Origin of the sequence: Klebsiella sp. A52, assembly GCF_018388785.1 — a bacterium.
In the GTDB taxonomy this organism is placed as follows: domain Bacteria; phylum Pseudomonadota; class Gammaproteobacteria; order Enterobacterales; family Enterobacteriaceae; genus Klebsiella; species Klebsiella aerogenes.
Genome location: NZ_CP074437.1, coordinates 2,871,541 through 2,890,851 on the forward strand (window position 1 = coordinate 2,871,541; position 19,311 = coordinate 2,890,851).

Genomic DNA, 19,311 nt, shown 5'->3' on the forward strand with positions numbered 1-19,311 from the left:
AAGCAGCGAAGCCTCGCCCGGCAGTCACCACGGACCTTTTGCAATGGTGAACAATATGACTGATTTAACCGCGCATGACGCCGCACCAGCCTGGCAAACCCGCGATCACCTTGATGACCCGGTGATCGGCGAACTGCGCAACCGTTTTGGGCCGGATGCCTTTACCGTTCAGCCTACCCGTACCGGCGTTCCGGTGGTGTGGGTGAAGCGCGAACAGCTGCTTGAGGTGGGTGATTTCCTGAAGAGATTGCCAAAACCTTACGTGATGCTGTTTGACCTGCACGGCATGGACGAACGTTTACGTACGCACCGCGATGGTTTGCCAGCCGCGGATTTTTCCGTTTTCTACCACCTGATCTCAGTAGACCGCAACCGCGATATCATGCTCAAGGTGGCGTTGTCTGAAAACGATCTGCATCTGCCGACCTTCACCAAACTTTTCCCTAACGCCAACTGGTATGAGCGTGAAACCTGGGAAATGTTTGGCGTGACCTTTGACGGTCACCCGAATCTGCGCCGCATCATGATGCCGCCGACCTGGGAAGGCCACCCGCTGCGTAAAGACTATCCGGCGCGCGCCACCGAATTCGATCCGTTTGAGCTGACTAAAGCCAAGCAGGATCTGGAAATGGAAGCGTTAACCTTCAAGCCGGAAGAGTGGGGCATGAAGCGCGGCACCGAAAACGAGGACTTTATGTTCCTCAACCTCGGCCCGAACCACCCGTCCGCTCACGGCGCATTCCGTATCATTCTGCAGCTGGATGGCGAAGAGATCGTCGACTGCGTGCCGGATATCGGCTACCACCACCGCGGCGCGGAGAAGATGGGCGAACGCCAGTCCTGGCACAGCTACATCCCTTACACCGACCGTATTGAATACCTCGGCGGCTGCGTCAACGAGATGCCGTACGTACTGGCGGTGGAAAAACTGGCCGGGATCACCGTGCCGGATCGCGTGAACGTGATCCGCGTGATGCTGTCCGAACTGTTCCGCATCAACAGCCACCTGCTGTATATCTCGACCTTTATTCAGGACGTCGGCGCGATGACGCCGGTCTTCTTCGCCTTTACCGACCGTCAGAAAATCTACGATCTGGTCGAAGCGATCACCGGTTTCCGTATGCACCCGGCGTGGTTCCGCATCGGCGGCGTCGCCCACGACCTGCCGCGCGGCTGGGATCGCCTGCTGCGTGAATTCCTTGAGTGGATGCCGAAGCGCCTGGATTCCTATGAGAAAGCCGCGCTGCGCAACACCATTCTGATTGGCCGCTCGAAAGGCGTTGCCGCCTACACCGCGAAAGAAGCGCTGGAGTGGGGCACCACCGGCGCAGGCCTGCGCGCGACCGGTATCGGCTTCGACGTGCGTAAATGGCGTCCTTATTCTGGCTACGAAAACTTCGACTTTGAAATCCCGACCGGCGGCGGCGTTTCCGACTGCTACACCCGCGTGATGCTGAAAGTGGAAGAGCTGCGCCAGAGCCTGCGCATTCTCCAGCAGTGCCTCGATAATATGCCGGAAGGCCCGTTCAAAGCGGATCACCCGCTGACCACGCCGCCGCCGAAAGAGCGCACGCTGCAGCACATTGAGACCCTGATTACTCACTTCCTGCAGGTTTCCTGGGGCCCGGTGATGCCGGCCAACGAATCCTTCCAGATGGTTGAAGCGACGAAGGGGATTAACAGTTACTACCTGACCAGCGACGGCAGCACCATGAGTTACCGTACCCGTATTCGTACCCCGAGCTATGCGCACCTGCAGCAGATCCCGGCGGCGATCCGCGGCAGCCTGGTATCCGACCTTATTGTCTATCTGGGTAGTATCGATTTTGTTATGTCAGACGTGGACCGCTAATTATGCACGAGAATCAACAACCACAAACCGAGGCTTTTGAGCTGAGTGCGGCAGAGCGTGAGGCTATTGAGCACGAGAAGCACCACTACGAAGACCCGCGTGCGGCGTCCATCGAAGCGCTGAAAATTGTTCAAAAACAGCGCGGCTGGGTGCCGGATGGCGCGATCTATGCGATCGCCGATGTGCTGGGGATCCCGGCAAGCGACGTCGAAGGCGTGGCGACATTCTATAGCCAGATCTTCCGCCAGCCGGTTGGCCGTCACGTGATCCGCTACTGCGATAGCGTGGTGTGCCATATCACTGGCTTCCAGGGGATCCAGTCGGCTATCGAGAAAAAGCTGGACATCAAACCGGGTCAAACCACCTTTGATGGCCGCTTCACGCTGCTGCCGACCTGTTGCCTTGGCAACTGCGACAAGGGGCCGACCATGATGATTGATGACGACACGCACAGTTATCTGACGCCGGAAGCGATTCCTGACCTCCTGGAGCGGTATAAATGAAAACCATTATTCGTACTGCCGAAACGCATCCATTAACCTGGCGTCTGCGCGATGACAAGCAGCCGGTGTGGCTGGACGAGTATCGCAGCAAAAACGGTTATGAAGGGGCGCGCAAGGCCTTAGGCGGCATGGCGCCGGATGAAATCGTCAATGCGGTAAAAGACGCCGGCCTGAAAGGGCGCGGCGGCGCGGGCTTTTCCACCGGTCTGAAGTGGAGCCTGATGCCGAAAGACGAGTCCATGAACATCCGTTACCTGCTGTGTAACGCTGATGAAATGGAACCGGGCACCTATAAAGACCGTCTGCTGATGGAACAGCTGCCGCACCTGCTGGTGGAAGGTATGCTGATCTCCGCCTTTGCGCTGAAGGCATACCGCGGTTACATCTTCCTGCGCGGCGAATATATCGAAGCGGCGCAGCATCTGCGTCGCGCGATCGCCGAAGCCACCGAAGCGGGCCTGTTGGGGAAAAATATCCTCGGCACCGGTTTTGACTTCGAGCTGTTCGTGCATACCGGGGCAGGGCGCTATATCTGCGGTGAAGAGACGGCGCTTATCAACTCGCTGGAAGGCCGCCGCGCGAACCCGCGCTCCAAGCCGCCGTTCCCGGCGAGCTCGGGCGTATGGGGCAAACCGACCTGCGTCAACAACGTTGAAACCCTGTGCAACGTGCCAGCCATTCTCGCCAACGGCGTGGAGTGGTACCAGAATATTTCAACCAGCAAAGATGCCGGCACCAAGCTGATGGGCTTCTCCGGGCGCGTGAAGAATCCGGGCGTCTGGGAACTGCCGTTCGGCACCACCGCGCGCGAGATCCTCGAAGATTACGCCGGCGGCATGCGCGATGGCCTGAAGTTTAAAGCCTGGCAGCCGGGCGGTGCCGGTACCGACTTCCTGACCGAAGCGCACCTCGATTTGCCGATGGAGTTTGAAAGCATTGGTAAGGCAGGGAGCCGTCTGGGCACCGCGCTGGCGATGGCCGTCGACCACGAGATCGGCATGGTTCCGCTGGTGCGCAACCTCGAAGAATTTTTTGCCCGCGAATCCTGCGGCTGGTGTACGCCTTGCCGCGACGGCCTGCCGTGGAGCGTGAAGATCCTGCGCGCCCTGGAGCGCGGCGAAGGCCAGCCTGGCGACATCGAAACCCTTGAGCAACTGTGTCGATTCCTCGGGCCGGGTAAAACCTTCTGCGCGCACGCGCCGGGCGCGGTTGAACCGCTGCAGAGCGCTATCAAATATTTCCGCGAAGAATTCGAGGCTGGCATTAAGCAGCAGTTCAGCAATACCCATGCAATTAACGGTATTCAGCCGAACCTGCTTAAGACGCGCTGGTAATCTAAAGGTTTTTTATTTTTGGAAGCACGCAAATGGCTACGATTCATGTAGACGGCAAAGAATACGAGGTCAACGGAGCGGACAACCTGCTAGAGGCTTGTCTCTCTCTTGGTCTTGATATTCCATACTTTTGCTGGCACCCGGCGCTAGGGAGCGTCGGTGCTTGCCGCCAGTGTGCGGTGAAGCAATATCAGAACGCGGAAGACACGCGTGGTCGCCTGGTGATGTCCTGTATGACTCCGGCATCCGACGGCACCTTTATTTCTATTGACGACGGCGAAGCGAAGCAGTTCCGCGAAAGCGTGGTGGAGTGGCTGATGACCAACCACCCGCACGATTGCCCGGTCTGCGAAGAGGGCGGCAACTGCCACCTGCAGGATATGACGGTCATGACCGGTCATAGCTTCCGCCGCTATCGTTTCACCAAGCGTACCCACCGCAACCAGGATCTGGGGCCATTTATTTCTCACGAAATGAACCGCTGCATCGCCTGCTACCGCTGCGTTCGCTACTATAAAGATTATGCCGACGGCACCGATCTGGGCGTTTATGGCGCTCATGACAACGTCTACTTCGGCCGCCCGGAAGATGGCACGCTGGAAAGCGAGTTCTCCGGTAACCTGGTTGAAGTTTGCCCGACCGGCGTCTTCACCGATAAAACGCACTCCGAGCGTTACAACCGTAAGTGGGACATGCAGTTTGCGCCGAGCATCTGCCAGCAGTGTTCCATTGGCTGTAACATCAGCCCTGGCGAACGCTATGGCGAGCTGCGTCGTATCGAAAACCGCTATAACGGTACCGTTAACCGCTACTTCCTCTGCGACCGCGGTCGTTTCGGCTATGGCTACGTAAACCTCAAAGATCGTCCGCGTCAGCCGGTTCAGCGCCGCGGCGACGATCTGATCGCGCTCAACGCCGAACAGGCGATGCAGGGGGCGGCGGATATCCTGCGTCAGTCGAAGAAAGTCATTGGTATCGGTTCTCCGCGCGCCAGCATTGAAAGCAACTTCGCGCTGCGTGAGCTGGTCGGTAGCGAAAACTTCTATACCGGCATCGCTAAAGGCGAACAAGCGCGCCTGCAGATGATGCTTAAAGTGCTGCGTGAAGGCGGGATCCATACCCCGACGCTGCGCGATATCGAATCCTACGATGCGGTACTGGTGCTGGGCGAAGACATTACCCAGACCGGCGCGCGCGTTGCCCTGGCAGTACGCCAGGCGGTGAAAGGGAAAGCACGTGAAATGGCGGCGGCGCAGAAAGTGGCCGACTGGCAGATTGCGGCAATTCTCAACATCGGACAGCGCGCCAAGCATCCGTTATTTGTCACTAATATCGACGACACGCGTCTGGATGACATCGCGGCGTGGACTTACCGCGCGCCGGTGGAAGATCAGGCGCGTCTGGGCTTCGCTATCGCCCATGCGCTGGATGACAGCGCGCCGGCGGTTGATGGCCTGAGCCATGACCTGCAGGGTAAAGTCGATGTGATCGTTCAGGCGCTGGCCGGGGCGAAAAAACCGCTGATTATCTCCGGCACTAACGCCGGCAGCATGGAAATCATTCAGGCTGCCGCTAACGTGGCGAAAGCGTTGAAAGGCCGCGGCGCCGATGTTGGCATCACGATGGTTGCCCGCGCGGTGAACAGCGTCGGTCTGGGCATGATCGGTGGCGGCTCGCTTGAAGAGGCGCTGGACGAACTGGAAAGCGGCGCCGCAGACGCGGTTATCGTGCTGGAAAACGACCTGCACCGTCATGCTTCCGCCGCGCGCGTCGACGCAGCGCTTGCGAAAGCGCCGCTGGTGATGGTGGTTGACCATCAGCGCACCGCGATTATGGACAAAGCGCACCTGGTGCTCTCCGCGGCAAGCTTTGCGGAAAGCGACGGTACCGTGGTGAACAACGAAGGCCGCGCCCAGCGCTTCTTCCAGGTTTACGACCCGGCTTACTACGACGCGAAAACCGTGATGCTGGAAAGCTGGCGCTGGCTGCATTCGCTGCACAGTACCGTTAACAACCGTCAGGTTGACTGGACGCAGCTGGACCACGTCATCGATGCCGCGATTGCCGCCCTGCCGCAGCTGGCGGGCATTAAAGATGCCGCGCCGGATGCGACCTTCCGCATTCGCGGCCAGAAGCTGGCGCGTGAACCGCACCGCTACAGCGGCCGCACGGCGATGCGCGCCAACATCAGCGTGCACGAGCCGCGTCAGCCGCAGGATAAAGACACCATGTTCGCCTTCTCAATGGAAGGGAACAACCAGCCGTCCGCGCCGCGTTCGCAGATCCCGTTCGCCTGGGCGCCGGGCTGGAACTCCCCGCAGGCATGGAACAAATTCCAGGATGAAGTGGGCGGTAAACTGCGCCACGGCGATCCGGGCGTGCGTCTGATTGAAGCTTCCTCCAGCGGGCTGGAGTACTTCACGGCGGTTCCGGCCAGCTTCCACGCGGAAGAAGGCAAATGGCGTATCGCGCCGTACTATCACCTGTTTGGCAGCGATGAGCTGTCTCAGCGCTCTCCGGTGTTCCAGAGCCGGATGCCTGAGCCGTACATCAAGCTGAACCCGGCGGATGCCGCAAAGCTTGGCGTCAATGCCGGGGCGATGGTTTCCTTCAGCGTTGAAGGCCAGACGCTGAGTCTGCCGCTGGTTATTTCTGAAGGGCTGGCCGCGGGACAGGTTGGCTTACCGATGGGCATGCCGGGCATCGCGCCGGTACTGGCCGGGGCGCGTATTGATTCACTGCAGGAGGCGCAAGCATGAGTTGGTTAACGCCGGATCTTATCGACATTCTGTTAAGCATCCTGAAGGCCGTGGTCATTCTGCTGGTGGTCGTCACCTGCGGCGCGTTCATGAGCTTCGGCGAGCGTCGTCTGCTCGGCCTGTTCCAGAACCGCTACGGACCTAACCGCGTGGGCTGGGGCGGTTCGCTGCAGCTGGTCGCCGACATGATCAAGATGTTCTTCAAAGAGGACTGGATCCCGCGCTTCTCCGATCGCGTGATCTTTACTCTGGCGCCGGTTATCGCCTTTACCTCGTTGCTGCTGGCCTTTGCTATCGTGCCGGTTAGCCCGTCGTGGGTGGTCGCCGACCTGAACATCGGTATTCTGTTCTTCCTGATGATGGCAGGCCTGGCGGTTTACGCGGTCCTGTTCGCCGGTTGGTCGAGCAACAACAAATACTCGCTGCTGGGGGCGATGCGTGCTTCCGCACAAACGTTGAGCTACGAAGTGTTCCTTGGTCTCTCCCTGATGGGCGTGGTGGCGCAGGCGGGGTCATTCAACATGACCGATATCGTCAACAACCAGGCGCATCTGTGGAACGTCATCCCGCAGTTCTTCGGCTTCGTGACTTTCGCCATCGCCGGCGTGGCGGTGTGTCACCGTCACCCGTTTGACCAGCCGGAAGCGGAGCAGGAACTGGCCGATGGTTACCACATTGAATATTCCGGTATGAAATTCGGTCTGTTCTTCGTCGGTGAATACATCGGTATCGTCACCGTATCAGCGCTGATCGTTACGCTGTTCTTCGGCGGCTGGAATGGCCCGTGGTTACCGCCTTTCATCTGGTTCGCGCTGAAAACCGCGTTCTTCATGATGATGTTCATTTTGATCCGCGCATCATTACCGCGTCCGCGTTATGACCAGGTAATGTCCTTTGGCTGGAAGGTATGCCTGCCGTTAACGCTGGTCAACTTGTTGGTAACGGCGGCTGTCATTCTCTGGCAGGCGCAATAAGGGGTGAATTGAACATGACCTTAAAAGAATTATTGGTAGGGTTCGGCACCCAGGTCCGCAGTATTTGCATGATCGGGATGCACGCCTTCGCCAAACGTGAAACTCAGATGTACCCGGAAGAGCCGGTATATCTGCCGCCGCGCTATCGTGGCCGTATCGTGCTGACGCGCGATCCGGACGGTGAAGAGCGCTGCGTTGCCTGTAACCTGTGTGCGGTAGCCTGCCCGGTTGGCTGTATCTCTCTGCAGAAAGCAGAGACCAAAGACGGCCGCTGGTACCCGGAGTTCTTCCGCATCAACTTCTCACGCTGCATTTTCTGCGGCCTGTGCGAAGAAGCGTGCCCGACCACGGCGATTCAGTTGACCCCGGACTTCGAACTGGGCGAATACAAACGTCAGGATCTGGTGTACGAAAAAGAGGATCTGCTGATTTCCGGTCCGGGCAAATACCCGGAATATAACTTCTACCGGATGGCGGGTATGGCAATCGACGGCAAAGATAAGGGCGAAGCGGAAAACGAAGCTAAGCCAATCGACGTCAAGAGCCTGTTACCGTAAGGAGAGGGGCAATGGAATTCGCTTTTTATATCTGTGGCCTGATAGCCATCCTCGCAACCTTGCGGGTCGTCACCCACACCAATCCGGTGCACGCGCTGCTGTACCTGATCATTTCGCTGTTAGCGATTGCCGGGGTGTTTTTCTCGCTGGGCGCTTACTTCGCCGGTGCGCTGGAAATCATCGTTTACGCCGGGGCCATTATGGTGCTGTTCGTGTTCGTGGTGATGATGCTCAACCTGGGCGGCACCGAGATCGAACAGGAACGCAAATGGCTGCAGCCGGGGATCTGGATTGGCCCTGCCATCCTTTCCGCGGTGCTGCTGGTGGTTATCGTTTACGCCATCCTGGGCATCAATGACCAGGGTATCGACGGCGCGGCGATCAACGCCAAAGAAGTGGGTATTGCGCTGTTTGGGCCGTACGTCCTGGCGGTGGAGCTGGCCTCCATGCTGCTGCTGGCGGGCCTGGTTGTCGCCTTCCACATTGGCCGCGAAGAGCGCGCCGGTGAGGTGCTGAGCAACCGCGTGAACGACAGCGACAAAAGAAAAACGGAGGAACACGCATGATCCCCTTAACACATGGACTGATCCTCGCCGCCATCCTGTTTGTGCTCGGCCTGACTGGTCTTGTGATCCGCCGCAATCTGCTATTTATGCTGATTAGCCTGGAAATCATGATTAACGCCGCCGCGCTGGCATTCGTGGTCGCGGGAAGCTACTGGGGCCAGACTGATGGTCAGATTATGTATATCCTCGCCATCAGCCTCGCGGCTGCGGAAGCGAGTATCGGTCTGGCGCTGCTGCTGCAGCTCCATCGTCGCCGCCAGAACCTGAACATCGATTCAGTAAGTGAGTTGCGTGGATGAACATGCTTGCCTTAACCATTCTTCTGCCATTGATTGGCTTTGTGCTGCTGGCCTTCTCCCGCGGACGCTGGTCGGAAAATCTTTCCGCCACTGTGGGGATGGGCTCGGTAGGCCTGGCGGCGCTGGTGACGGCGTACGTCGGCGTCGACTTTTTCGCTAACGGCAAACAGGCGGTCAGCGTACCGCTGTGGAACTGGATGTCGGTCGGTGATTTCAACATCGGCTTCAACCTGGTACTGGATGGCCTGTCTCTGACCATGCTCTCCGTGGTTACCGGCGTCGGCTTCCTGATCCACATGTTCGCCTCCTGGTACATGCGCGGCGAAGAGGGCTACTCTCGCTTCTTCGCTTACACCAACCTGTTTATCGCCAGCATGGTCGTTCTGGTGCTGGCCGATAACCTGCTGTTGATGTACCTGGGTTGGGAAGGCGTGGGTCTCTGTTCTTACCTGCTGATCGGTTTCTACTACACCGATCCGAAGAATAACGCCGCGGCGATGAAAGCGTTCGTGGTCACCCGCGTCGGCGACGTGTTCCTCGCCTTCGCGCTGTTCATTCTTTATAACGAACTGGGCACCCTGAACTTCCGTGAAATGGTTGAGCTGGCGCCGCAGCACTTCGCTAACGGCAGCACCACGCTGCAGTGGGCGACGCTGATGCTGCTCGGCGGCGCGGTCGGTAAATCCGCTCAGCTGCCGCTGCAAACGTGGCTTGCCGATGCGATGGCGGGCCCGACGCCGGTCTCTGCGCTGATCCACGCCGCTACCATGGTGACCGCGGGCGTGTACCTGATTGCCCGTACCCACGGCCTGTTCCTGATGACGCCGGAAGTGCTGCATCTGGTCGGTATCGTTGGCGCAATCACGCTGGTGCTGGCGGGCTTCGCCGCGCTGGTGCAGACCGACATCAAACGCGTGCTGGCTTACTCGACCATGAGCCAGATTGGCTACATGTTCCTCGCGCTGGGCGTGCAGGCCTGGGACGCGGCGATCTTCCACCTGATGACGCACGCGTTCTTTAAAGCGCTGCTGTTCCTGTCGTCCGGTTCGGTGATCCTCGCCTGCCATCACGAACAGAACATCTTCAAGATGGGCGGCCTGCGCAAATCCATTCCGCTGGTTTATGTCTGCTTCCTGGTGGGGGGCGCGGCGCTGTCCGCTCTGCCGCTTATCACTGCAGGCTTCTTCAGTAAGGATGAGATTCTGGCTGGCGCGATGGCCAACGGCCATATCAATCTGATGGTAGCGGGCCTGGTCGGCGCCTTTATGACCTCGCTGTATACTTTCCGTATGATTTTCATCGTGTTCCACGGTAAAGAGCAAATTCACGCGCACGCAGGGAAGGGGATTACCCACCATCTGCCGCTGATTGTGCTGCTGGTTCTGTCCACCTTCGTTGGCGCGCTGATTGTGCCGCCGCTGGAAGGCGTACTGCCGCAGACCACTGAGCTCGCCCACGGTAGCGTGATGACGCTGGAAATGACCTCCGGGATTATCGCTATTGCCGGCATCCTGATCGCCGCGTGGCTGTGGCTGGGCAAACGTACGCTGGTGACTTCCATCGCCAACAGCGCGCCTGGCCGCTTCTTCGGCACCTGGTGGTTCCATGCCTGGGGCTTCGACTGGTTATACGACAAAGTGTTCGTGAAACCATTCCTCGGTATTGCCTGGCTGCTGAAGAGCGATCCGCTGAACTCGTTGATGAATATCCCGGCGATTCTGTCCCGCTTCGCAGGCAAAGGTCTGCTGGTGAGCGAGAACGGCTATCTGCGCTGGTATGTGGCTTCAATGAGCATCGGCGCGGTGGTGGTGCTGGCTCTGCTGATGGTACTGCGTTGATTTGAGCGCGCGGTTTTGCCCGGTGGCGCTTCGCTTACCGGGCCTACGAAACCGTAGGTCGGGTAAGCGAATCGCCACCCGACACAACAAACCGCCGTCAAACGTGAATGTAGTCGAATTCGTTGAAAATCGGTCCTGAACGGGACTTTAACAAGGAATAAAAATCGCCATGTTATTACCCTGGCTAATATTAATCCCCTTTATTGGCGGCTTCCTGTGCTGGCAGACTGAACGCTTTGGCGTGAAACTGCCGCGCTGGATTGCGCTGATTACCATGGGACTGACGCTGGTGCTTGGCCTGCAGCTGTGGATGCAGGGCGGCTATTCTCTGACGCAATCCGCGGGGATTCCGCAGTGGCAGTCGGAATTCGTGCTGCCGTGGATCCCACGTTTCGGCATTAGCATCCATCTGGCGATTGACGGTCTGTCGCTGCTTATGGTGGTGCTGACCGGCCTGCTCGGCGTGTTGGCGGTGCTCTGTTCCTGGCGCGAAATCGAAAAGTACCAGGGATTTTTCCACCTCAACCTGATGTGGATCCTGGGCGGCGTCATCGGCGTATTCCTCGCCATCGACATGTTCCTGTTCTTCTTCTTCTGGGAAATGATGTTGGTGCCGATGTACTTCCTGATCGCGCTGTGGGGTCACAAAGCCTCTGACGGTAAAACGCGTATCACGGCGGCCACCAAGTTCTTCATCTATACCCAGGCGAGCGGTCTGGTGATGCTGATCGCCATTCTGGCGCTGGCATTCGTCCATTTCAACGCCACCGGCGTGTGGACCTTCAACTATGAAGAGCTGCTGAAAACCCCGATGTCGCACGGCGTGGAATACATGCTGATGCTCGGCTTCTTCATCGCCTTCGCGGTGAAAATGCCGGTGGTGCCGCTGCACGGCTGGCTACCGGACGCCCACTCCCAGGCGCCGACTGCCGGTTCCGTCGACCTCGCGGGCATCTTGTTGAAAACCGCGGCCTACGGTCTGCTGCGCTTTGCGCTGCCGCTGTTCCCGAACGCCTCCGCCGAGTTTGCGCCAATCGCCATGTGGCTGGGCGTGATCGGTATCTTCTACGGCGCGTGGATGGCCTTCGCCCAGACCGATATCAAACGTCTGATTGCATACACCTCCGTTTCCCACATGGGCTTCGTGCTGATTGCTATCTACACCGGTAGCCAGCTGGCTTATCAAGGGGCGGTGATTCAGATGATTGCCCACGGTCTGTCCGCGGCGGGTCTGTTCATTCTGTGCGGCCAGCTGTACGAACGTCTGCACACCCGCGATATGCGCCAGATGGGCGGCTTGTGGAGCAAAATTAAATGGCTGCCGGCGATGTCGATGTTCTTCGCTGTCGCCACCCTGGGGATGCCGGGCACCGGTAACTTTGTCGGCGAATTTATGATTCTGTTCGGCAGCTATAAAGTGGTGCCGGTGATTACCGTTATCTCGACCTTTGGTCTGGTATTCGCTTCCGTTTACTCGCTGTCGATGCTGCATCGCGCCTACTTCGGTAAGGCGAAGAGCGAAATCGCGACGAAAGAGCTGCCGGGGATGTCCCTGCGTGAACTGTCTATCATCCTGCTGCTGGTGGTGCTGCTGGTGCTGTTGGGCTTCTTCCCGCAGCCGATTCTCGACACCTCGCATGCTGCGATGAGCAACATTCAGCAGTGGTTTGTTAATTCTGTTTCTACTACAAGGCCGTAATTCGCCATGACAATAACTCCACAACAACTGATCGCACTGCTACCGCTGCTGATCGTCGGCTTGACGGTGGTGGTTGTGATGCTCTCCATTGCGTGGCGACGCAATCATTTTCTCAATGCCACGTTGTCGGTTCTCGGACTAAACGCCGCGCTGGTCTCGCTCTGGTTTGTTGGTCAGAACGGGGCGATGGACGTCACCCCGCTGATCCGCGTTGACGGTTACTCGATGCTCTATACCGGGCTGGTGCTGTTGGCGAGCCTCGCGACCTGTACTTTCGCCTACCCATGGCTTGAGGGTTACAAGGACAATAAAGAAGAGTTCTACCTGCTGGTGCTGATCGCCGCGCTGGGTGGCATTCTGCTGGCCGGCGCCAATCACCTGGCCTCGCTGTTCCTCGGTATCGAATTAATTTCGCTGCCGTTGTTCGGCCTGGTCGGCTACGCCTTCCGTCAGAAACGTTCGCTGGAAGCGAGCATCAAATACACCATCCTCTCCGCGGCAGCCTCGTCTTTCCTGCTGTTCGGTATGGCGCTGGTGTATGCGAACTCCGGCAACCTGTCCTTCCTCGCGCTGGGCAAGAGCCTGGCTGACAACGCGCTGCACGAGCCGCTGCTGCTGGCGGGCCTCGGTCTGATGATCGTCGGTCTTGGCTTTAAACTGTCGCTGGTGCCGTTCCACCTGTGGACGCCGGATGTATACCAGGGCGCGCCTGCGCCGGTATCCACCTTCCTGGCGACCGCCAGCAAGATTGCCATCTTCGGCGTGGTGATGCGTCTGTTCCTGTACATGCCGGTGGGCGACAGCGAAGCGGTACGCGTGGTGCTGGGCCTGATCGCCTTCGCCTCTATCATCTTCGGTAACCTGATGGCGCTGAGCCAGACCAACATTAAGCGTCTGCTCGGTTACTCTTCCATTTCCCACCTCGGCTATCTGCTGGTGGCGTTAATCGCCCTGCAGAGCGGCGAAATGTCGATGGAAGCCGTCGGCGTCTACCTGGCCGGTTATCTGTTCAGCAGCCTCGGCGCGTTCGGCGTGGTCAGCCTGATGTCCAGCCCGTATCGCGGCCCGGATGCTGACTCGCTGTTCTCCTACCGCGGTCTGTTCTGGCACCGTCCGATCCTGTCGGCGGTAATGACGGTGATGATGCTGTCGCTGGCCGGTATTCCGATGACCCTCGGATTTATCGGTAAGTTCTACGTGCTGGCCGTTGGTGTGCATGCGCACCTGTGGTGGCTGGTTGCCGCGGTAGTGATTGGTTCGGCGATTGGTCTCTACTACTACCTGCGCGTTGCCGTCAGCCTGTACCTGAGCGCCCCGGAGCAGCTGAACCGCGATGCGCCGTCAAACTGGCAGTACAGCGCCGGCGGTATCGTGGTGCTGATCTCCGCGCTGCTGGTGCTGGTGCTTGGCGTGTGGCCGCAGCCGCTGATTAGCATCGTGCAGCTGGCGACGCCGCTGATGTAATCTGCGCTATAAATAAAAAACCGCCGACTTGTCGGCGGTTTTTTTATGCCCGCGCTTTACGCCAGCCGATAGACCATAAAATCCTCCGCCAGTAGCGTATTGGCGAAAATCTCCCGGCATTCCGCCAGCATGCGCAGGCAGCCTTCGGCATCGTAGCGCGAGCTAAAGTGGGTGGCGATTAGCGTGCCGACCCCCGCTTCTTTGGCAAGCGCCGCGGTTTGCTGACTGGAAGAGTGGCCACGGCTATTGGCTTTCTCCGCCATCGCCTGCTCAAGGGTGGTTTCGTGGACCATCACATCCGCGCCGCGCGCCATCTCCAGCGCCTGCGGGCAGGGGGCGGTATCGCCAAAAATGGCCAGCGTTTTACCCGGCGTCGATGGCCCCAGATAGCGGCTACCGTCGATGACCCGACCATCTTCCAGCTTAACGCGCTGGCCGAGCTTGAGCTGATGGAACAGCGGCCCCGGACGCACGCCATCGGCAATCAGTTGGGCGGCATCGAGGGTGCCGGGTTTGTCATGCTGTTCGATGCGGTAGCCGTAGCACTCCACCGGATGGCTGAGCGGGTACGCGCTGACCCGATAGCCGTCTTCGTCGAAGACCAGACCGGGGCCGACTTCAATGATAGTGAGCGGATAATCGGTCCACGAGCCGCTCAGGCGCAGCGCGGTTTCGATGAATTCTTTAATCCCTTTTGGTCCGTAGACCGTCAGCGGCAGCGAATTTCCCTGCATCGAGCGGCTGCACAACAGGCCGGGCAGGCCGAACAGATGATCGCCGTGCAGGTGAGTGATGAAAATTTTATTCAGTTTGCCTGGATGGTAAGGGGTGTGGAGAAACTGATGTTGGGTGCCTTCGCCGCAGTCAAACAACCACATTTCAGCGCTGGTGGGTTGTTGCAAATTCAGTATTATCGACGTCATATTACGCGTACGGGTCGGCACGCCGGCGGATGTCCCCAAAAATGTTAATTCCATCGTCCAGTGTCCTCAGGCGAGTGGTAAAGCATCAGTATATCAATAAGGAGTAACAAATGATGACCTGGCAGGATTTACATCACAGTGAGCTCACCGTTGCCCAACTGTACGCCTTGCTGAAGCTGCGCAGCGCGGTGTTTGTCGTCGAACAACACTGCGTCTATCAGGATATCGACGGCGATGATTTAGTCGGTGAGAACCGTCATCTGCTCGGCTGGCGCGACGGCGAGCTGGTGGCCTATGCGCGGATCCTCAAAAGCGAAGAGGAGTTCGAACCGGTGGTGATCGGCCGGGTTATCGTTAGCCCGACCTTGCGCGGCGAGAAGCTGGGCTACCAGCTGATGGAGCAGGCGCTGGCCAGCTGCCGGCAGAACTGGCCGCAGAAGGCGATTTATCTTGGGGCGCAGGCGCATCTGCAGAAATTTTATGCCAGCTTTGGTTTTGTGCCGGTGACGGACGTATACGATGAAGACGGGATTGCCCATATCGGTATGGCGCGTGACATCACAACTCATTAAGAAGCTAAATAGTAATAGCGTATCGCTATCAATTATCTATACTTTTCCTCCTGTAGCGAATCCAGTGGCTGGCGTTCGCCGTGCCTGTTAAGGTTCGCTCCCTCATGATGGGTACTGCTATTTATCGCAGCTACCCTTTATAATGTGGGGTTTTTAATTTCGTGGAGGTTCGCGTGCTGTCTGTTTCCACTGCGCTGGAAAGCCTGTTGGGCTGCCTGGCTGAAGATTTCCCTCCGTCACCCGGCACGCGAATTTTTGATATCCCCTTCCCGTTAAACGACGCCTTCGACCCGTTACTGTGGTGCGCGCATCAGCCGTGCTGGCCGCAATTCTACTGGCAGCAGCGTAACGGTGATGAAGAGCTGGCGGCGCTGGGCGCGGTAACCATCTTTGCCTCCTTGTCCGCGGCGCATGATTTTTTATGCGCGCAGGGGCGGGAAGATCTGCGCATCCTTGGGCTGAACGCGTTCGATCCGCAGCAGGGCAATCTGTTTCTGCCGCGGCTGGAGTGGCGCCGCCTGGGCGGTAAAGCGACCTTGCGGTTGGTGATACATAGCGCGACCTCGCTGCTTGACGACGCGGTGGCCGCGCGGGCGTTTCTTCAATCATTAAATAGCGAGCAGGCGACGGCGGCATCGATGCCGTCGCTGCGAAGCGAGCAGCATGCGCCGGAATACCCGCAGTGGCGCGAGCTGATTATGCAGGCGACGCAGGCAATCGGCGCCGGCGAAATGGATAAGGTTGTGCTGGCGCGGGTCACGGATTTACGCTTTAGCGCGCCGCTGCAGGCGTTTGCCATTATGGCGGCCAGTCGGCGCAGCAATCTTAACTGTTTCCACTTCCTGATGGCCTTTAGCCCGCAGCAGGCGTTTCTCGGCTCCACGCCGGAACGGCTATGGCGGCGACGCGGCGCGCTGCTGCGCACCGAAGCGCTGGCGGGCACCGTCGCTAACCATCACGATGACGCCCGGGCGCAGCAGTTGGCCGATTGGCTAATGAAAGACGATAAAAACCAGCGGGAGAATATGCTGGTGGTGGAGGATATCTGCCAGCGTTTGCAGGGCGAGTCGCCGACGCTTGACGTTCTGCCGCCGCAGGTCGTACGCCTGCGCAAGGTGCAGCATCTGCGGCGCTGTATCTGGAGCGAACTGGCCGAGCCCGACGATAGCCGCTGCTTGCTGCAGCTGCAGCCTACCGCGGCGGTGGCGGGGCTACCGCGCCAGGCGGCGCTGGCTTTCATCCGCCGTCATGAGCCTTTCGCCCGCGAATGGTATGCCGGCTCCGCAGGTTATCTTTCACTGGCGCAAAGCGAGTTTTGCGTGGCGCTGCGCTCGGCAAAAGTCGAGAACAGCACCCTGCGGCTGTATGCCGGGGCCGGTATTGTCAGCGGATCTGACCCGCAGCAGGAGTGGCAAGAAATAGAAAATAAAGCGGCGGGATTACGAACGTTATTACTTTCAGAAACGTAGAGAGACGACGTATATCAAAACGACGCAACTCTGCCTTATCTATACTTAGCATCAATATTTGATACCGGACAATTTCATGTCAGTAAGCGCATTTAACCGACGCTGGGCGGCGGTGATCCTTGAAGCTTTAACCCGCCACGGCGTGCAGCACATTTGCATTGCCCCAGGCTCGCGCTCGACGCCCTTAACCCTGGCGGCGGCGGAAAACCGCGCTTTTATTCATCACACTCATTTTGACGAACGTGGCCTTGGTCACCTGGCGCTGGGACTGGCGAAGGCCAGCCGCCAGCCTGTGGCGGTGATTGTCACCTCCGGAACAGCAACTGCGAATCTCTATCCGGCGCTGATTGAAGCGGGCCTGACGGGTGAAAAACTGATCCTGCTGACCGCCGACCGCCCGCCGGAGCTTATCGACTGCGGCGCCAATCAGGCCATCCGCCAACCGGGAATGTTTGCTTCTCATCCTGCGCAGACCGTTTCTTTACCGCGTCCTTCGCAGGATATTTCCGCGCGCTGGTTGGTCTCGACTATCGATCAGGCGCTGGGCGAGCTGCATGCCGGCGGGGTGCATATCAACTGCCCGTTCGCTGAGCCGCTATATGGCGATATGGACGATAGCGGGCTGGAGTGGCAACAGCAGCTCGGCAACTGGTGGCAGAGCGATAAACCCTGGTTGCGTCAGGCGCTGCAGATGGAGAGTGAGAAACAGCGCGACTGGTTCTTCTGGCGGCAAAAGCGCGGCGTAGTGGTCGCGGGCAGGATGAGCGCCGCGGAAGGTAAAAAAGTGGCTGAATGGGCGCAGACCCTCGGCTGGCCGCTGATTGGCGATGTCCTGTCGCAGACCGGGCAGCCGTTGCCGTGCGCCGACCTGTGGCTGGGAAACGGTAAAGCGGTCAGCGAACTGGCGCAGGCGCAAATCGTCGTGCAACTCGGTAGCAGTCTGACCGGCAAACGCGTGCTCCAGTGGCAGGCGACCTGCGAGCCGGATGAATACTGGCTGGTGGATAATCTGCGCGGTCGCCTCGATCCGGCGCAGCACCGCGGTCGCCGTCTGCTCTCAAGCGTTGAGCGCTGGCTCGAACTGCATCCGGCGGAGAAACGCCAGCCGTGGGCGACGGTGATCCCGCAGCTTGCCGGGCAGGCGTGGCAGGTCGCGGTTGCCAGCAACGAGCCCTTTGGCGAAGCGCAGCTGGCGCAGCGCATTCGGCGCTATTTGCCGGATCAGGGACAGCTGTTTGTTGGCAACAGTTTAGTGGTACGCCTGATAGACGCGCTGGGGCAACTGCCGGCGGGTTATCCGGTCTATAGTAATCGCGGCGCCAGCGGCATCGATGGCCTACTGGCGACAGCCGCCGGCGTGCAGCGCGCGAGCGCCCGGCCTACGCTTGCGATCGTCGGCGATCTTTCGGCGTTATACGATCTCAACTCGCTGGCCCTGCTGCGCCAGGCGTCGGCGCCGCTGGTGCTGATCGTGGTCAATAATAACGGCGGGCAGATTTTCTCTATGCTGCCGACGCCACAGGACGAGAGGCGTCAGTTCTATTTAATGCCGCAGGACGTGGATTTCAGCCACGCGGCGGCGATGTTCGGTCTGGCTTATCACCGCCCTGATGACTGGCAGTCGCTGGATGAGGCGATGGCAGGCGCGTGGCGCCGCGCCGGGGCGACGGTGATTGAGCTGGCGGTTAACGAGACCGACGGTACGCAGACTCTCCAGCAACTGCTGGCGCAGGTAAGCCGGCTGTGACGCTCAACGCGGCGGTTGAAAGCGGCCAACCGGGTTATCCCTGGCTGGTATTCCTGCACGGCTTTTCCGGAGACCGCGACGAGTGGCGTACGGTTGGCGAAGCGTTTCCGGCCTGGCCGCGGCTGTATCTCGATCTGCCGGGACACGGTGGCTCGGCGGATATCGCGGTCGATGGCTTTGCCGGGGTCAGCGAATTACTGCAGGCTACCCTAAATAGTTACAACATCCTGGATTACTGGCTGGTTGGCTACTCCCTGGGCGGCCGGGTGGCGATGAACTTCGCCTGCCAGCCGCGCGCGGGCCTGCGCGGCCTGATCGTCGAGGGCGGACATCCGGGCCTGCAGGATGAAGCGTCGCGGCAGGCGCGGCGCGGCAATGATAGCGCTTGGGCGGAACGCTTTCGCCGCGAGCCGTTAGCGCAGGTCTTCGCCGACTGGTATCAGCAGCCAGTCTTCGCTTCGCTGAATGCGGCGCAGCGCGCGTCGCTGGTCGCCCTACGTCGCCACAATAACGGCGCTACGCTGGCGGCGATGCTGGAGGCGACCTCCCTTGCCCGGCAGGCCGATTTGCGCCCGTCTCTGCAGGCTCGCGATTTTCCTTTTCACTACCTGTGCGGCGAACGCGACGCGAAGTTTCGCGCTATCGCGCAAGCGCTCGCCGCCGATACCCATATCATTCACCATGCCGGACACAACGCGCACCGGGACAACCCCGCGGCGGTGATTGCCTGTCTGGCGCAGATTCTGGCAAGTTAA

At 59.2% G+C, this 19,311-nt stretch carries 16 protein-coding genes; 15 read left to right on the forward strand and 1 reads right to left on the reverse strand.

Annotated elements, in window-relative coordinates; all coding sequences use genetic code 11:
- The first annotated feature begins 43 nt into the window (after positions 1–43).
- The 11 genes from nuoC to nuoN all read left to right on the forward strand — a co-directional run bounded on the left by nuoC (position 44) and on the right by nuoN (position 13,845).
- Positions 44–1,852, forward strand: a complete 1,809-nt coding sequence (gene nuoC / locus KGA69_RS13660; RefSeq protein ID WP_015365585.1) for an NADH-quinone oxidoreductase subunit C/D — start codon at positions 44–46, stop codon at positions 1,850–1,852.
- Positions 1,853–1,854: 2 nt separating this feature from the next.
- Positions 1,855–2,355, forward strand: a complete 501-nt coding sequence (gene nuoE, locus KGA69_RS13665) for an NADH-quinone oxidoreductase subunit NuoE (protein ID WP_015365586.1) — start codon at positions 1,855–1,857, stop codon at positions 2,353–2,355.
- Complete coding sequence (gene nuoF, locus KGA69_RS13670) at positions 2,352–3,689, forward strand: NADH-quinone oxidoreductase subunit NuoF (protein WP_045391464.1); 1,338 nt, start codon at positions 2,352–2,354, stop codon at positions 3,687–3,689. Before nuoE ends, nuoF begins: the two co-directional genes overlap by 4 nt.
- Before the next feature lie 32 nt (positions 3,690–3,721).
- Positions 3,722–6,448, forward strand: coding sequence for an NADH-quinone oxidoreductase subunit NuoG (gene nuoG / locus KGA69_RS13675; protein ID WP_045391461.1), 2,727 nt, complete (start codon positions 3,722–3,724; stop codon positions 6,446–6,448).
- Positions 6,445–7,422, forward strand: coding sequence for an NADH-quinone oxidoreductase subunit NuoH (nuoH, locus tag KGA69_RS13680; RefSeq protein WP_015365589.1), 978 nt, complete (start codon positions 6,445–6,447; stop codon positions 7,420–7,422). The genes nuoG and nuoH overlap by 4 nt, the downstream gene beginning before the upstream one ends.
- Before the next feature lie 14 nt (positions 7,423–7,436).
- On the forward strand, positions 7,437–7,979 hold the full coding sequence (gene nuoI / locus KGA69_RS13685; RefSeq protein WP_015365590.1) for an NADH-quinone oxidoreductase subunit NuoI: 543 nt from the start codon (positions 7,437–7,439) through the stop codon (positions 7,977–7,979).
- 11 nt (positions 7,980–7,990) lie between these two features.
- Positions 7,991–8,545: an NADH-quinone oxidoreductase subunit J gene (gene nuoJ, locus KGA69_RS13690; protein ID WP_015365591.1), complete on the forward strand. Its 555-nt coding sequence runs from the start codon at positions 7,991–7,993 to the stop codon at positions 8,543–8,545.
- A complete protein-coding gene (gene nuoK, locus KGA69_RS13695) occupies positions 8,542–8,844 on the forward strand; it encodes an NADH-quinone oxidoreductase subunit NuoK (RefSeq protein ID WP_004865088.1) in 303 nt (100 codons plus the stop codon). Before nuoJ ends, nuoK begins: the two co-directional genes overlap by 4 nt.
- The gene (gene nuoL / locus KGA69_RS13700; RefSeq protein ID WP_032712091.1) at positions 8,841–10,682 is read left to right on the forward strand and encodes an NADH-quinone oxidoreductase subunit L; all 1,842 of its coding nucleotides are present in this window, start codon (positions 8,841–8,843) and stop codon (positions 10,680–10,682) included. The genes nuoK and nuoL overlap by 4 nt, the downstream gene beginning before the upstream one ends.
- A gap of 169 nt (positions 10,683–10,851) precedes the next feature.
- Entirely contained in the window at positions 10,852–12,381 is a 1,530-nt protein-coding gene (gene nuoM, locus KGA69_RS13705; protein WP_015365593.1) for an NADH-quinone oxidoreductase subunit M, read from the forward strand.
- A 6-nt stretch (positions 12,382–12,387) separates the two neighbouring features.
- Positions 12,388–13,845, forward strand: a complete 1,458-nt coding sequence (gene nuoN, locus KGA69_RS13710; protein WP_015365594.1) for an NADH-quinone oxidoreductase subunit NuoN — start codon at positions 12,388–12,390, stop codon at positions 13,843–13,845.
- A gap of 56 nt (positions 13,846–13,901) precedes the next feature.
- Here nuoN and rnz read toward each other — a convergent pair whose 3' ends face one another.
- Complete coding sequence (gene rnz / locus KGA69_RS13715; RefSeq protein WP_045391459.1) at positions 13,902–14,822, reverse strand: ribonuclease Z; 921 nt, start codon at positions 14,820–14,822, stop codon at positions 13,902–13,904.
- 56 nt (positions 14,823–14,878) lie between these two features.
- Here rnz and KGA69_RS13720 point away from each other — a divergent pair, with 56 nt between their 5' ends.
- The 4 genes from KGA69_RS13720 (at position 14,879) to menH (ending at position 19,311) form a co-directional block, all read left to right on the forward strand.
- Positions 14,879–15,340: a GNAT family N-acetyltransferase gene (locus tag KGA69_RS13720; protein ID WP_045391456.1), complete on the forward strand. Its 462-nt coding sequence runs from the start codon at positions 14,879–14,881 to the stop codon at positions 15,338–15,340.
- A gap of 173 nt (positions 15,341–15,513) precedes the next feature.
- Positions 15,514–16,809 carry an isochorismate synthase MenF gene (gene menF / locus KGA69_RS13725; protein ID WP_049059389.1) on the forward strand — a complete coding sequence of 432 codons (1,296 nt, stop codon included), beginning with the start codon at positions 15,514–15,516 and terminating at the stop codon, positions 16,807–16,809.
- 76 nt (positions 16,810–16,885) lie between these two features.
- Positions 16,886–18,556, forward strand: coding sequence for a 2-succinyl-5-enolpyruvyl-6-hydroxy-3-cyclohexene-1-carboxylic-acid synthase (gene menD, locus KGA69_RS13730; protein WP_213292393.1), 1,671 nt, complete (start codon positions 16,886–16,888; stop codon positions 18,554–18,556).
- Complete coding sequence (menH, locus tag KGA69_RS13735; RefSeq protein WP_047043273.1) at positions 18,553–19,311, forward strand: 2-succinyl-6-hydroxy-2,4-cyclohexadiene-1-carboxylate synthase; 759 nt, start codon at positions 18,553–18,555, stop codon at positions 19,309–19,311. Before menD ends, menH begins: the two co-directional genes overlap by 4 nt.

Coding starts and splice junctions, on each gene's coding strand:
- nuoC (WP_015365585.1), top strand. CDS start 44: ATGGTGAACAATATGACTGATTTAACCGCGCATGACGCCGCACCAGCC.
- nuoE (WP_015365586.1), top strand. CDS start 1,855: ATGCACGAGAATCAACAACCACAAACCGAGGCTTTTGAGCTGAGTGCG.
- nuoF (WP_045391464.1), top strand. CDS start 2,352: ATGAAAACCATTATTCGTACTGCCGAAACGCATCCATTAACCTGGCGT.
- nuoG (WP_045391461.1), top strand. CDS start 3,722: ATGGCTACGATTCATGTAGACGGCAAAGAATACGAGGTCAACGGAGCG.
- nuoH (WP_015365589.1), top strand. CDS start 6,445: ATGAGTTGGTTAACGCCGGATCTTATCGACATTCTGTTAAGCATCCTG.
- nuoI (WP_015365590.1), top strand. CDS start 7,437: ATGACCTTAAAAGAATTATTGGTAGGGTTCGGCACCCAGGTCCGCAGT.
- nuoJ (WP_015365591.1), top strand. CDS start 7,991: ATGGAATTCGCTTTTTATATCTGTGGCCTGATAGCCATCCTCGCAACC.
- nuoK (WP_004865088.1), top strand. CDS start 8,542: ATGATCCCCTTAACACATGGACTGATCCTCGCCGCCATCCTGTTTGTG.
- nuoL (WP_032712091.1), top strand. CDS start 8,841: ATGAACATGCTTGCCTTAACCATTCTTCTGCCATTGATTGGCTTTGTG.
- nuoM (WP_015365593.1), top strand. CDS start 10,852: ATGTTATTACCCTGGCTAATATTAATCCCCTTTATTGGCGGCTTCCTG.
- nuoN (WP_015365594.1), top strand. CDS start 12,388: ATGACAATAACTCCACAACAACTGATCGCACTGCTACCGCTGCTGATC.
- rnz (WP_045391459.1), bottom strand. CDS start 14,822: ATGGAATTAACATTTTTGGGGACATCCGCCGGCGTGCCGACCCGTACG.
- KGA69_RS13720 (WP_045391456.1), top strand. CDS start 14,879: ATGATGACCTGGCAGGATTTACATCACAGTGAGCTCACCGTTGCCCAA.
- menD (WP_213292393.1), top strand. CDS start 16,886: ATGTCAGTAAGCGCATTTAACCGACGCTGGGCGGCGGTGATCCTTGAA.